The following is a 13,251-nucleotide window of genomic DNA, read 5'->3' as shown; positions in this document are numbered from 1 at the left end:
GGCGTTCCGGGGCCTGCACCCTTAGGCTCTTTGCCCATGTCCGTCGACTCCTCAGCAGCCGTCCGCCTCGCCGAGCGCTACACGCTGCGCGAGCGCATCGCCGTCGGCGGCATGGGTGAGGTCCACCTCGCGACCGACGACCGTCTCGGCCGGGTCGTGGCGGTGAAGGTGCTCGCGCCCGCCGTGGCGCACTACCCGGAGTCCGTCGAGCGGTTCCGCCGCGAGGCCACGACGGCCGCCGCGCTCTCGCACCCGAACATCGCCCAGGTCTACGACTACGGCGTCGACGGCTCCTCCCACTTCATCGTCATGGAGCACGTCGACGGCTCCGACCTCTCCCGCCTGCTGCGCCAGGTCGGCCGCCTCACCCCGAGCGACGCCGTGCGCATCGCCGAGCAGGTCTGCTCCGCGCTCGGCGCCGCGCACCGAGCCGGCGTCGTCCACCGCGACATCAAGCCGGGCAACGTCATCGTCCGTCCGGACGGCACGGTCAAGGTCACCGACTTCGGCATCGCCCAGGCCCTCGGCCAGGCCTCGCTCACCGACACCGGCACCGTCATGGGCACCGCCGCCTACGTCTCCCCCGAGCAGGCGCGCGGCCAGGCCACGACCCCGGCCACCGACATCTACTCGCTCGGCATCCTGCTGTTCCAGATGCTCACCGGGTCGGTGCCCTTCGACGGCGACACCCCGGTCGCGATCGCCATGCGCCACCTCGACGAACCGGTGCCGCTGCCCAGCTCGCGCGTGCACGACCTGCCCGCGGACCTCGACGACGTCGTCCTCCACGCCACCGCGAAGGTGCCTTCCGAGCGCTACGCCGACGCCGACGCCATGGCGATGGCCCTGGCCCGCCGCGAGTCCGGCGCCGACGCCGCCACCCGCGCGCTGCCCGCCGGCGCGGCCACCTCGGTGCTCGCCGCCGGCGCCAACACGGCCCGGATGCCGGCGCTGGGTGTCTCCTCCGACAGCGGCACGGCCACCCAGGCCGTGGCGGCGGCCGGCGACCCTGCGCCCACCGGGCGGCTGCACACGGCTGACGCCCCCGCCGTGGCTGCTCCCCGTCGCGCCCGCACCGCGGATGGCCGCCGCGGTGGTCCGAGCGTCGCCGTCTGGGTGCTCGGCGCCGTGATCCTCGCCCTCGTGGGCGTGCTCGGCTTCGTCCTGCTGTCGGGCTCCGGCAGCGAGGCCGACACCGCCGCCCCGGTCTCGCGCCCCACCCCCAAGGCGAGCAGCACCACCGCGGCTCCGGCGCCCACCTCCACGGACCCCCAGCCGAGCGACGGCACCTCCGTGCCGAACGGCCTGGTCGGGGCGCAGCGTGGCGCCGCCGTCGACGCGCTCATCAAGTCCGGCGTCAACGTGCGCTGGGTGCTCGTGCGCTCGGAGAAGCCCGAGGACACCGTCCTCGGCACGTTCCCCGGCGAGGGACAGGCGATGAGCAAGGGGCAGACCGTTGCCCTCGTGGTCAGCCGCGGCCACGCGCCCTCCGACAGCAACACCTCCTTCGTCGTGCCCGACGGCCTCGTCGGCACCGAGGCCAAGCAGGCGATGTCGCGCCTCGAGAAGGAGGACGTCCGGGTGACGCGGGTGACCGTGCCCGGCGACGGCAAGGACCAGGTCGTCGGCACGTGGCCCAGCGCAGGCCAGACCACAGCAGACGGTGTCGTCGCGCTCGTCGTCTCCGGTGGCGGCGACGGCGGCAGCGACAAGGGCAAGCCCAACGACAAGGGCAACGGCAACCAGAGCGACTGAACGCCGGCGTCGACCCGGCGCCGATCCGGCGTCGACTCGGCGTCGACTCGGCGGCGGCGCGCCCCGCCGTCAATGCACTGGCACGCGCCGCCGCGCTCGCATACGTTCGCCGGGTGACTGCCAACACCCAGACAGCGCGACCCCGGACCGACGTGGACCGCATCGCGGAGACCTACTTCGACGCCGCCGTCGCCCTCAGCCCCATCAACGCGACCTTCCTCGGCGTCCCCTGCGCCGAGGAGGACCTCGACGACCTCTCCCCGGCCGGCAACGCCGCCGCGTCGACGCTGCGTCGCGCCACCCTCGCCGAGCTCGCCGACGCGACGGCCGCCGACGACGTCGACCGCGTCACCATCGACGCGATGACCGAGCGCCTCCAGCTCTCCGAGGACCGGTATGCCGCCGGGCTCGACGAGATGTCGCTGAACGTCCTCGCGTCGCCGCTCCAGTCCGTGCGCGACGTGTTCGACCTCATGCCCCAGGACACCGAGGAGCACTGGAGCACCTTCGCCACCCGCATGGCCAAGGTCCCGGCCGCCCTCGAGGGCTACAAGGAGTCCCTGCTCGTGGCTCGCGAGCGCGGCCAGGTCTCCCCTCGCCGCCAGGTCGAGGCGTGCGCCGAGCAGTCGCGCGACCTCGTCACCGACGACGGCTACTTCGCGAAGATCGTCGCCGACGCCTCCGTCGGCGATGCCCCGCTCGAGGGTGACGTGAAAGCACGGCTGGCCGACGCGGCGGCGGCGGCAGCGGCGGCATACGGCGAGATGGCCGACTGGCTGGAGCGGGAGCTGCTGCCCCACGCGCCGGAGGCGGACGCCTGCGGCATCGACCGCTACCGGCTCGAGTCGCGCTACTTCCTCGGTGCGGCCGTCGACCTCGAGGAGACCTATCGCTGGGGCCAGCAGGAGGTCGCGAGCCTCGACGCGCAGATGACCGAGATCGCCGAGGGGCTCGAGCCCGGCGCCAGCGTGCAGCGCGGGGTCGAGATCCTCGACGCCGACGAGAAGTACCACCTCCACGGCACCGACGCCCTCAAGGCGTGGATGCAGGAGCGCGCCGATGAGGTCATCGCGCAGCTCAAGGACGTCCACTTCGACATCCCCGGACCCGTCCAGACCATCGAGTGCATGATCGCGCCCACGCAGACCGGCGGCATCTACTACACCGGTCCCAGCGACGACTTCACCCGACCGGGGCGGATGTGGTGGTCGGTCCCCAAGGGCAACACCGAGTTCCGCACCTGGAACGAGCTGACGACCGTCTACCACGAGGGCGTCCCGGGCCACCACCTCCAGGTCGCCCAGACCGTCTACCGGTCGTCCCTGCTCAACAAGTGGCGGCGCATCGAGGCGTGGACGTCCGGGCACGGCGAGGGCTGGGCGCTCTACGCCGAGCGCCTCATGGCCGAGCTCGGCTACATGGACGACCCCGGCAACCGCATGGGTTGGCTTGCAGGACAGTCACTTCGGGCCGCCCGCGTCGTCATCGACATCGGCGTGCACTGCGGCTTCGACGCGCCCGAAGAGGTCGGTGGCGGGGCGTGGGACTACGACAAGGCGTGGACCTACCTGACCCGCTACGGCTTCATGGACGAGAAGATCCTGAAGTTCGAGCTCAACCGCTACCTCGGCTGGCCCGGTCAGGCGCCGAGCTACAAGATCGGCGAGCGACTGTGGCTGCAGCTGCGTGACGAGGTGCGCGAGCGCGAGGGCGACGCCTTCGACCTCAAGGCGTTCCACCGCCGCGCCCTCGACATCGGCGGCGTCGGCCTCGACACGCTGCGGGCAGCGGTGCTCCAGCAGATCTGACCGGACGCAGCAAAGCGCGTCGTCACGAGCCGCGGACGGCCCCCGACCAGCACGGTCGGGGGCCGTCGTGCACGGTGCGACGAATGGGTACTCCTCCCCATCGCCGGGTGCTCTGCGGCGCACCTATGCTGTGCTCGCGCCGCCGACTCCACGCAGGCGCCTCACAGCTCACAGGGGAGAAGACCGTGTTCCGCCACTGCACAGCGGTGCGCCGGGCCGAGGGGACGACCACGCGCCGCGCTGCGCGCCGTCTCCTGACCGTGCTCACCGCGACCACCGTCGCACTCGGGCTGCTGCCGTTGGCCGCGCCCTCGGCCAACGCCGCCACCTACACCATCTCGGGCCGCGTCACCGGACTCGACGCGGCCGGCGCCGTCGTCGGCGTCGGCGACGCAGGGCTCTGGTTCTACGACGCCGCCTACAACGACGCCGGATCGGTCACGTTCCGGTCCGACGGCACCTATACCGCCACCTTCACCTCGCCCGGCCCCTACAAGATGGAGGCCGGCTGCTGGGGCGAGATGACGTGCGCCACGCAGTGGGGCACCGAGTGGTACGCGAACAAGGGCAGCTTCGACGACGCGACGCCCGTCACCGCCGGCGCGACGGCCACCGTCGCGAACATCCAGCTCGACCGCCGCTCCACCATCAAGGGCACCGTGAAGAACACGGCCGGCCAGCCCGTCAGCGGCTTCGCCGTCGACGCCACCAAGACCACGGGCGGCATGTCGAACGACACCACGTCGGCCGCCGACGGGACCTTCACCCTGACCGGCGTCGAGTCGGGACCCAGCAACGTCTGGGCCTACGACCCGAACGACCGGCACCAGTACGCCTCGGCGAGCTGGGACGGCACGAAGAGCACGAGTGACTACGTCGCCTGGAACATCCCGGCCGGCACGACGATCACCGGCGTCAACTTCGTCCTCGACCCGTGGACCGGCGTCGTCGTCACGGTGACCGACGCCGCCGGCAAGCCTCTCGAGAACGTCAACTGGAACCTCTTCGAGTACCGCCCGGCCGAGGGCGACTGGTGGGGGCGCCAGTACGGCCCGCTCCTCACCGGCGCCGACGGCACCTTCGCGGAGGAGACCGAGCTCGGCAAGACGTACAAGGTCTGCGTCTACGACACGTGGTACGACAACGGCTGGGCACCCGCCACGCGCTACCAGGACCGCTGCTACGACAACGTGGCGACACTCGACGCCGCGACACCCTTCACCGTGACCAGCGACAACCGCAAGCGCGAGCTCACGATGGTCCTCCCCGTGGCCGGCAACGGCCTCACCGCCGGCGAGCCGTTCGTGAGCGGCTCGTCGGCGGTGGGCAGCACGCTCACCGTCGACCCCGGCGCGTGGGGCCCGTCGGGCGTGGCCCTGACCTACCAGTGGATGCGTCAGGGCACGGACGGGCTGGTGCCCATCGCCGGAGCCACCGGGTCGACGTTCACGACGACGAGCGACCTCGCCGGCTCCTACGTCACCGCGAAGGTGACCGGTGCACTCGCCGGCTACCGCAGCGCCGTGATGCACGCCAACGGCGCCGAGGTCATGGGCTCCGGTGCCCCGTCGCTGTCGAGCCCGCTGACCATCTCCGGCAGCGGGGTCGTCGGCAGCTCGCTGACGGCCGCCCACGGCGCCATCGCCCCGGCCGGCGACTGGAACCCCTCGTACACCTGGGTCGTCGGCGGCGTGCCGCAGGACACGAGCTACGGCTACGACCAGCCGCCGCCGCTGGCGCTGACGAGCGCGATGATGGGCAAGCGGATCACGCTGCGCATGAGCGCCTACGGCCAGAACGGCGCCGGCACTCTCCAGCAGGCGGCGACCGGCCCGGTCGTGCTGGGCGCGCTCTCGGCCCCGACACCGACCATCAGCGGCACCAAGGCCGTCGGCTACATGCTCACGGCCGTCCCCGGCACGTGGGGCCCGGCGCCGGTCACCCTGACCTACCAGTGGTACCGCTCCGGCGTCGCCATCTCGGGCGCGACCGCCAGCACCTACACGCTGACGACCACCGACCAGGCCAAGACGATGACCGTCAAGGTCACGGGCACGAAATCGGGATACGCCACCGCGGCCAGGACGTCGTCCGCGACCAGCGCGGTGCTCGGTGCCCTCACGGCCCCGACACCGACCATCAGCGGCACCAAGGCCGTCGGCTACACCCTGACGGCGGTTCCCGGCGCGTGGGGCCCGGCGCCGGTCACCCTGACCTACCAGTGGTACCGCTCCGGCGTCGCCGTCTCGGGCGCGACGGCGAGCACCTACAGGCTGACGACCACCGACCAGGCCAAGACGATGACGGTCAAGGTCACCGGGGCCAAGTCCGGCTACCTCACGACGGCACGGACCTCGGCGGCGACGTCCGCCGTGCTCGGCACGTTCACCGCACCGACCCCGACCATCTCCGGCACCCGCAAGGTCGCCTACACGCTGACGGCCGTGCCCGGCACGTGGAGCCCGGCGCCGACGACGTTCACCTACCAGTGGTACCGCTCCGGCGTCGCCATCTCGGGGGCGACCGCGAAGTCGTACAAGCTGACGAGCCTCGACAAGGGCAAGTACGTCAAGGTCAGGGTCACGGGCGTCAGGTCCGGCTACCTCACCAAGGCCGTCTACTCGGCCCAGACGGCAGCGATCGCCTGACGCGCCACGCAGCTGCCACGACGACGACGGCGCCGCCCCGGACCGGGGCGGCGCCGTCCGTCGTCCCCGGCTCCCGGCCGGCCCCTACGATGACGGCATGTCGACCCCCCTCCCCGACGCTGCCGCGGTCCACCTCGTCCTCGCCTCGGCCTCCCCCGCGCGCCTCTCGACCCTGCGTGCTGCCGGCATCGATCCGACCGTCGTCGTGAGCGACGTCGACGAGGACCTCGCCGTGGCCGAGGCCACCGAGCGCTACGGCCCGCTCGAGCCCGCCGACATCGCCCTGCTCCTGGCACGGGCGAAGGCCGAGGACGTCGCGTCGGGCCTCGACGACGAAGCCGTCGTCGTCGGGTGCGACTCGGTGCTCGAGCTCGACGGGGAGGTGCACGGCAAGCCGGCCGACGCCGCCGAGGCGGTCAGCCGTTGGCACCGGATGCGCGGCCGCTCGGGGGTGCTGCACACGGGGCACTGGCTCGTCGACGACCGGGGCCCGGGCGGCGCCACCCTCGGCGCGACCGCGTCGACGACCGTCCACTTCGCGAAGCTCTCCGACGACGAGATCGACGCCTACGTCGCGACGGGCGAGCCGCTCACCGTCGCCGGCGCGTTCACGATCGACGGGCTCGGTGGCGCCTTCGTCACCGCTGTCGAGGGCGACCACCACAACGTCGTCGGCCTGTCCCTGCCGCTGCTGCGCGAGCTGCTCGGCGACGCCGGAATCGGCTGGTTCGACGTCGTCGGTGGTGCCGGGCAGCAGTAGCCGGTCAGGGGTAGAGGTCGTCGGTGAGGTTCTCGATGACGAGGTAGTGCTCGGTCCACCACCACATCTGCGCCGCGCCCGCGACGACGATGAGCGCCAGCACCCAGTAGCGGTAGCGCCGCCACCAGGGCAGCTTGAGGAACCAGGCGATGACGAGGGTCATGGGGAACGCGAGCAGCGCGTAGCGCACGCGGCTCGGCGTCGTGCTGGTGACGAGGATGATGTATGCCGGGTAGGCACCGGCCCAGCCCCAGATCTCCGGGCCCCAGCGCCACGAGTGCCTCGACAGCATGAACCACGCGAACGCCGCGACGCCGAGCACACCGCCGACCTGCCCGAGCACGCCCCAGTAGTCGTAGAGCAGGTCCCACCAGAGGTAGAGCTTGATCTTCGTCTCGATGTTCCAGGCGAGCATCGTGTCGTTGTACGCGTTCGGGGTGTCCGTCGCGATCGTCACGATCGTGGGCCAGAGCCAGGTCAGTGCGCCTGCGTATGCCGCCAGCACACCCATCGCGACCCGGAACCTCCACGGGTGGGGGCCTTCGTCACCCTGCCGCCAGCGCACCACGGAGTGCGCGATGATGACCGGCACCATGGCGATGACGACGTTGCGGCTCAGCGAGAGCACGAGCAGCGTCACGGCGACCCACCAGTACTGCCGGCGCCGCAGCAGCCAGAGCACCGTGACGACGCCGAGCAGGGCGGTCGACTCGGTGTAGGACGCCGAGAACGCGGGTGAGGCGATGAAGAAGCTCGTGGCGACGACCGCGACGATCGCCTCCCAGCGGCCCACGACCTGGTCGACGAGCTTGAAGAGCATGTACATCGCGACGAACCCGATGAGGGTCGAGAGCACGGGCGCGACGAGGGCGAACGGCAGGCCGGTGACCTTCATGATGAGCCCGACGGTCATCGGGAACACCGGGAAGAAGGCCCAGGGGTTCATGTCGATGCCGCCCCAGCCGACGCGGGGCAGCACCGCGGGGTAGCCCTGCTCGGCGATGACGCGGTACCACTGGCCGTCCCAGCCGGTCATCACGGCGTTGTAGCCGGGGTCGGCCGGGGTCGGGTAGAAGATGCGGATGTTGGCGGTGCCGATGGGCAGCGGGATCTGGTACCTCGAGAGGTACGTGGCCGCGACCCACACGAAGATGCGGGAGACACCGAAGACCGCGAAGGGGAACCAGACGGGGAACCGTCGCCAGAACGGCTGCTTCAGCTCCGCCTCGCGGTCGGGGTGCTCGAGCCGGTGACCGAGGCGCGGCTCAGACCGGCGGGACGGCGCGTCTGCGCTCGCTGAAGTGACGGTCACGCCGGGAAGCATAGGCCAGTCGGCGCACGAGGTCCGAGCGCAGTTCATCCGCCTCGATGATGGAGTCGAGCACGAGGTCGGCTGCGAGCCGTTCGATGTCGACGTCCTCCTCGTACTCGCGGCGGCGGTCCGCGACGAACCGGGCCTGCTCGTCGGCGTCGGCGATCTCGGCGATCTTGTTGGCGTAGACCGCGTTGACGGCGGCCTCGGGCCCCATCACCGCGATGCGCGCGGTCGGCAGGGCGATCGTGGCGTCGGGGCCGAAGCCGGGGCCGCCCATCGCGTAGAGCCCGGCGCCGTACGCCTTGCGCACGACGACGCAGAACTGCGGGACCGTGGCCGAGGAGACGGCGCTGACCATCTTGGCGCCGTGGCGGATGATGCCGCCGCGCTCGACCTCCGAACCGATCATGAAGCCGGGCACGTCGGCGAGGTAGATCAGCGGGATGTTGAAGGCGTCGCAGAGCCAGATGAACCGGGCGGCCTTGTCGGCGCTGTCGGTGAAGAGCACGCCGCCCTTGACCATCGAGTTGTTGGCGACGATGCCGACGCTCTGCCCGTCGAGGCGGCCGAAACCGATGACGAGCTCACCGGCCCAGAGCGGCTTGAGCTCGAAGAACGAGTCGTCGTCGACGAGGCCGTCGATGACGTCGTGGATGTCGAAGGGGACCGACTCGCGCTCGGGCACCGTGTCGCGGGTCAGCGGCGTCGCGGGCTCCTCGGCGGCATACGTCGGCGGGTGGTCGCGCCACGTCCCGGGCACGTAGGAGAAGTAGAGCTTGGCGAGCTCGATGGCCTCGGCGTCGTCGTGGGCGAGCAGGTCGCCGACACCCGAGACGGTGCAGTGCATGCGGGCACCGCCCATCTCCTCGAGGGAGACCTTCTCGCCGACGACCATCTCGGCCATGCGGGGGCTGCCGAGGTACATGGAGGCGTTGCCCTCGACCATGATGATGAGGTCGCAGAAGCTGGGGATGTAGGCGCCGCCGGCGGCGCTGGGGCCGAAGAGGCAGCAGATCTGCGGCACCTTGCCCGACAGCGCGACCTGGTTGTGGAAGATGCGCCCCGCGCCGCGTCGGCCCGGGAACATCTCGACCTGGTCGGTGATGCGGGCGCCGGCCGAGTCGACGAACCAGAAGACGGGCAGCTCCTCGCGCAGCGCCATCTCGGTGGCGCGCACGATCTTCTCGACGGTGCGCGAGCCCCATGACCCCGCCTTGACGGTGGGGTCGTTGGCGATGACGATCGCGGGCCGGCCGTCGACGGTGCCGCGGCCGGTGACGACGCCGTCGGCGGGCAGGCCGGGCTGGAGCGCGTTGGCGTAGCGGCCGTCCTCGACGAAGGAGCCCTCGTCGAAGAGCAGCGCGATGCGGTCGCGGACGTAGATCTTGCCCTGGGCGTCGAGCTTCGCCTGGGCCTTCTCCGGCGCGCTCGCCGAGGCGGCGTGAGCCTTGGCGAGCCGGGCCCGGACGTCGGCGACCCTCGGGTCCGAGTCGCTCATGCGGGCAGCCCCAGGCCGCGGGCGATGAGCATCCGCTGCACCTCGGAGGTGCCCTCGCCGATCTCGAGGATCTTCGCGTCGCGGTAGAAGCGCGCCACGGGGAACTCCTCCATGAAGCCGTTGCCACCGAAGACCTGCGTCGCGGTGCGGGTCGCGGTGACGGCGGCCTCGGTCGAGTAGAGCTTGGCGATGGCCGCGGCCTGCTTGACCTCCTTGACGGAGCGCTTGCCGGCGTGGAGCTCGTCCTTGAGCCAGGCCGCCTTGTAGGTGAGCAGACGAGCGCCCTCGACCATGACGGCCAGGTCGGCGAGCTGGAACGAGACGCCCTGGTTGACGCCGATCGGCCTGCCGAACGCCGTCCGCGTCTTCGCGTAGTCGGTCGCGAGCTCGAGGCACGCTTGGGCGCAGCCGACGGCGAGAGCCGAGATCGCGATGCGGCCGTCGTCGAGGGTCTTGAGGAACTGCTTGAAGCCCTCCCCCTCGGCGCCGAGCAGGTTCTCTGCCGGCACCCGGCAGCCCTCGAAGGTGAGGCCATGGGTGTCGGAGACGTGCCAGCCGAGCTTGTGGTACGCCGGCTCGACGACGAAGCCGGGCGTGCCGGCCGGGACCATGATCGCCGAGATCTGCGGCGAGCCGTCCGCGTTGGTGCCGGTGCGCGCGGTGACGGTGACGACCGAGGTGATGTCGGTGCCGGAGTTCGTGATGAACGCCTTGGCGCCGTTGATGACCCACTCGTCGCCCTCGCGGACGGCCCGGGTCCTCGTCGCTGCGGCGTCGGAGCCGGCCTCGGGCTCGGTGAGGCCGAAGCCGGCGAGCGCGCGTCCCGAGACGAGGTCGGGCAGGAAGCGCTGCTTCTGCTCCTCGTTGCCGTAGGTCAGGATCGGGTTGATGCCGAGCCCGACGCCGGCCGAGAGCGTGATGCCGATGGACTGGTCGACGCGGCCGAGCTCCTCGATCGCGACGCAGAGGCTGGTGAAGTCGCCGGCGTCACCCGCGCCGCCGTACTCCTCCGGCACGACGAGGCCGAACAGCCCGAGGTCACCCATCTTGGGCACGAGGTCGGCCGGGAAGTGGGAGGCGGCGTCCCACTTGGCGATGTGGGGGGCGACCTCCTTCTCGGCGAAGTCGCGGACGACCTGGCGGAAGTCCTCGTGGTCCTGGCTGAGCTCGAACATCGCTGTTCTCCTGGGGGGTCGCCGCCGTCACGCGCTCGTGACGCGTGCTTGACGTTGACGTAAACGTAAAGCAGGATCGACGCCATGACAAGTGCGCCGACGTGGACCATCGCCCAGGTGGCGGAGGAGTTCGGCGTGACCCACCGCACGGTGCGGCACTACGAGGACCTCGGCCTCATCTCCCCCGAGCGGCGCGGCACGCAGCGCATCTACCACCGCCGCGACCGCACTCGCCTCGGCCTCATCCTGCGCGGCAAGCGGCTGGGGTTCCCCCTCGAGGAGATCCGCACGATCATCGACCTCTTCGACGCCCCCCGCGGCCGGCGCACGCAGCTCGAGTACGTCCTCGGCCAGATCGACGAGCGCCGCGCCGACCTCGACCAGCGGCTGCGCGACATCCAGGACGCCATCGCCGAGCTCGGCGAGTTCGAGCGCCGGTGCCGTGAGGACCTCGACAAGCTCGCGTGACACGATGGGCCCATGAGCGCTGACGACACGAAGATCTCCGCGTACGCCCACCCCGAGCGCCTCGTCACCACCGACTGGCTCGCCGAGCAGGTCGCGGCCGGGGCTGTCGGCGGACCCGACGGCATCGTGGTGCTCGAGTCCGACGAGGACGTCCTGCTCTACGACACCGGCCACATCCCCGGTGCGATCAAGATCGACTGGCACGTCGACCTCAACGACCCGGTCACCCGCGACTACGTCGACGGCGCGCGCTTCGCCGAGGTGATGGGCAAGCGCGGCATCTCGCGCGAGACGACGATCGTGCTCTACGGCGACAAGAGCAACTGGTGGGCGGCATACGCCCTGTGGGTCTTCAGCCTCTTCGGCCACGAGGACGTCCGCCTCCTGGACGGTGGCCGCGCGAAGTGGATCGCCGAGGGACGCGAGATCACCCGCGAGGTCCCGACGCCGACGCCCGTGGAGTACCCGGTGGCCGAGCGCGACGACGCCCCGATCCGCGCGTTCAAGGACGACGTCCTCGCCCACCTCGGCAAGCCGCTCGTCGACGTCCGCTCCCCCGGCGAGTTCTCCGGCGAGCTGCTGCACATGCCCGACTACCCCCAGGAGGGCGCGATGCGCGGCGGCCACATCCCCGGTGCGAAGTCGGTGCCGTGGGCGCGTGCGGCCAACGAGGACGGCTCGTTCAAGTCCCGAGAGGAGCTCGAGGCGATCTACCTCACCGAGCAGGGCCTGGCCCCCAACGACGACGTCGTCGCGTACTGCCGCATCGGCGAGCGCTCCTCGCTCACGTGGTTCGTGCTCACCCACCTGCTCGGGTTCGAGACGGTGCGCAACTACGACGGCTCGTGGACCGAGTGGGGCAACTCGGTGCGCGTCCCGATCGAGAGGTGAGCGCATGAGTGAGTCCCCACACGCCATGTCGCTGCCCACCTCGCTCGCCGAGATCGCCGACGACTTCCGCTCCGCGAGCAACGAACTGAAGCTGCAGCTGCTGCTCGAGTTCAGCGACGAGCTGCCCGACCTGCCCGAGCGGTATGCCGGTCACCTCGACCAGCTCGAGCGCGTCGACGAGTGCCAGTCGCCCCTCTTCCTCACGGTCGAGGTCGCGGACGGCGTCTCGCTCGACGACCGCACGGTCAGCCTCTTCTTCGACGCCCCCGCCGAGGCGCCGACGACCCGTGGCTTCGCCGGCATCCTCCACGAGGGGCTCGATGGGCTCAGCGCTGCGGAGGTGCTCGCCGTGCCCGACGACGCCCCGATGCGGTTCGGGCTGGCCGAGGCGGTCTCCCCGCTCCGGATGCGCGGCATGGTCGCCATGCTCGGCCGCATCAAGCGCCAGGTCCGCGCCAAGACCGCCGCGTGACCAGCTGACCCGGAGCACCCCGCGTCACTGTTGCGTTCCGTGGAACAGTGACGCAGCCGCGCGGAAGCGTCGCTCGCCAGGTGACTACACCAGCCGCGTACGTCACTGTTGCGCCCCGTGGAACAGTGACGTGGTGTGCTCGCCGAACACCCCGTACGAGAGCCCCTGTGGACGACCGCTGCGCGCAGCATGTTCGAAGTTGCAGCCTGAGGTCGTGGCGCGGACGGGAGCGGGGGACGGTGCGGACGACAGGGTCGGACGCTACGTCGTGCGGGCGCGGCGCCTTGCCGACCTGAGCCAGCGGGGCCTGGCCGAAGTGGTGGGGACTACCGCCAGCACCGTCTGCCGCATCGAGTCCGGGGCATCGGTGCCGACGCTGGGGCTCTTCGAGCAGATCCTCGCGGTCGCCGGCCTGAAACTTGCGGTCGTCGATGCGGACGGTTGCGAGGTGATGCCGGTGC

General features: G+C 71.3%; 10 protein-coding genes and 1 pseudogene. 8 read left to right on the top strand and 3 right to left on the bottom strand.

Features of this window, described 5'->3' with window-relative positions:
* Positions 1-36 precede the first annotated feature (36 nt).
* The 4 genes from ACYVNR_RS00510 to ACYVNR_RS00495 all read left to right on the top strand — a co-directional run bounded on the left by ACYVNR_RS00510 (position 37) and on the right by ACYVNR_RS00495 (position 6,971).
* Complete coding sequence (locus ACYVNR_RS00510; protein ID WP_461045777.1) at positions 37-1,755, top strand: protein kinase domain-containing protein; 1,719 nt, start codon at positions 37-39, stop codon at positions 1,753-1,755.
* 113 nt (positions 1,756-1,868) lie between these two features.
* Positions 1,869-3,563, top strand: coding sequence for a DUF885 domain-containing protein (locus ACYVNR_RS00505; RefSeq protein WP_461045775.1), 1,695 nt, complete (start codon positions 1,869-1,871; stop codon positions 3,561-3,563).
* Positions 3,564-3,748: 185 nt separating this feature from the next.
* A complete protein-coding gene (locus ACYVNR_RS00500) occupies positions 3,749-6,211 on the top strand; it encodes a carboxypeptidase regulatory-like domain-containing protein (protein WP_461045773.1) in 2,463 nt (820 codons plus the stop codon).
* A 97-nt stretch (positions 6,212-6,308) separates the two neighbouring features.
* Positions 6,309-6,971, top strand: coding sequence for a Maf family protein (locus tag ACYVNR_RS00495; protein ID WP_045192798.1), 663 nt, complete (start codon positions 6,309-6,311; stop codon positions 6,969-6,971).
* Between the two features lie 4 nt (positions 6,972-6,975).
* Here the strand turns inward: ACYVNR_RS00495 and ACYVNR_RS00490 are convergent, their stop codons facing one another.
* From ACYVNR_RS00490 to ACYVNR_RS00480, 3 genes are read right to left on the bottom strand one after another with little or no spacing between them, the layout of a single operon-like run.
* Complete coding sequence (locus tag ACYVNR_RS00490; protein WP_461045771.1) at positions 6,976-8,283, bottom strand: hypothetical protein; 1,308 nt, start codon at positions 8,281-8,283, stop codon at positions 6,976-6,978.
* Positions 8,237-9,784, bottom strand: coding sequence for an acyl-CoA carboxylase subunit beta (locus ACYVNR_RS00485; protein ID WP_045192796.1), 1,548 nt, complete (start codon positions 9,782-9,784; stop codon positions 8,237-8,239). Before ACYVNR_RS00485 ends, ACYVNR_RS00490 begins: the two co-directional genes overlap by 47 nt.
* Entirely contained in the window at positions 9,781-10,959 is a 1,179-nt protein-coding gene (locus ACYVNR_RS00480) for an acyl-CoA dehydrogenase family protein (protein WP_458802106.1), read from the bottom strand. Before ACYVNR_RS00480 ends, ACYVNR_RS00485 begins: the two co-directional genes overlap by 4 nt.
* 84 nt (positions 10,960-11,043) lie before the next feature.
* On the opposite strand from ACYVNR_RS00480, the gene ACYVNR_RS00475 reads away from it, so the two are divergent.
* The 4 genes and pseudogenes from ACYVNR_RS00475 to ACYVNR_RS00460 all read left to right on the top strand — a co-directional run.
* Positions 11,044-11,427, top strand: coding sequence for a MerR family transcriptional regulator (locus tag ACYVNR_RS00475; protein ID WP_045192793.1), 384 nt, complete (start codon positions 11,044-11,046; stop codon positions 11,425-11,427).
* Between the two features lie 12 nt (positions 11,428-11,439).
* Positions 11,440-12,318: a sulfurtransferase gene (locus ACYVNR_RS00470; protein ID WP_461045768.1), complete on the top strand. Its 879-nt coding sequence runs from the start codon at positions 11,440-11,442 to the stop codon at positions 12,316-12,318.
* A 4-nt stretch (positions 12,319-12,322) separates the two neighbouring features.
* Positions 12,323-12,790, top strand: a complete 468-nt coding sequence (locus tag ACYVNR_RS00465; protein WP_045192791.1) for a SufE family protein — start codon at positions 12,323-12,325, stop codon at positions 12,788-12,790.
* A 130-nt stretch (positions 12,791-12,920) separates the two neighbouring features.
* Positions 12,921-13,211 (top strand): annotated as a pseudogene (locus ACYVNR_RS00460) (helix-turn-helix domain-containing protein); the annotation flags it as partial.
* Positions 13,212-13,251: the final 40 nt, after the last annotated feature.

This window comes from Terrabacter koreensis, assembly GCF_054783315.1.
This window is presented reverse-complemented; position numbering and strand designations above follow the sequence as displayed.

Coding starts and splice junctions, on each gene's coding strand:
- ACYVNR_RS00510 (WP_461045777.1), top strand. CDS start 37: ATGTCCGTCGACTCCTCAGCAGCCGTCCGCCTCGCCGAGCGCTACACG.
- ACYVNR_RS00495 (WP_045192798.1), top strand. CDS start 6,309: ATGTCGACCCCCCTCCCCGACGCTGCCGCGGTCCACCTCGTCCTCGCC.
- ACYVNR_RS00485 (WP_045192796.1), bottom strand. CDS start 9,784: ATGAGCGACTCGGACCCGAGGGTCGCCGACGTCCGGGCCCGGCTCGCC.
- ACYVNR_RS00480 (WP_458802106.1), bottom strand. CDS start 10,959: ATGTTCGAGCTCAGCCAGGACCACGAGGACTTCCGCCAGGTCGTCCGC.
- ACYVNR_RS00475 (WP_045192793.1), top strand. CDS start 11,044: ATGACAAGTGCGCCGACGTGGACCATCGCCCAGGTGGCGGAGGAGTTC.
- ACYVNR_RS00470 (WP_461045768.1), top strand. CDS start 11,440: ATGAGCGCTGACGACACGAAGATCTCCGCGTACGCCCACCCCGAGCGC.
- ACYVNR_RS00465 (WP_045192791.1), top strand. CDS start 12,323: ATGAGTGAGTCCCCACACGCCATGTCGCTGCCCACCTCGCTCGCCGAG.